Origin of the sequence: Cryobacterium sp. RTC2.1, from assembly GCF_035018685.1 — a bacterium.
In the GTDB taxonomy this organism is placed as follows: Bacteria; Actinomycetota; Actinomycetes; order Actinomycetales; family Microbacteriaceae; genus Cryobacterium; species Cryobacterium glucosi.
This window is the reverse complement of sequence record NZ_JASJXJ010000405.1, coordinates 1-209: the sequence shown is the minus strand read 5'-3', so window position 1 is coordinate 209 and position 209 is coordinate 1. Positions and strand designations below refer to the sequence as shown.

The 209-nt window shown below is 71.3% G+C and carries 1 protein-coding gene; it reads right to left on the bottom strand.

The genetic code is table 11. The features are described 5' to 3' along the window. The coding region (locus tag QN357_RS19475) for a hypothetical protein (RefSeq protein WP_323505467.1) at window positions 1-209 on the bottom strand (209 nt) is incomplete at both ends.

Genomic DNA, 209 nt, shown 5'->3' with positions numbered 1-209 from the left:
TTCTCCGCGGTGATCGCCCGGTCCAGATCGCCCAGGCCCTTCCGGAGCGAGTCCGCCTTCTCAACACTGAGCCAGCCTTCTCGCAACGCCCGGCCGATCGGCGCGTGCCACGGCGGAACCGCGGCCGCAGGCACCGGCGGGTCGACTGGCGGCAGGTCTGGAGCGGCCTCGTTGAGGGGCGGAGTCCCGTCGAGTAACTTCTGCGCCTC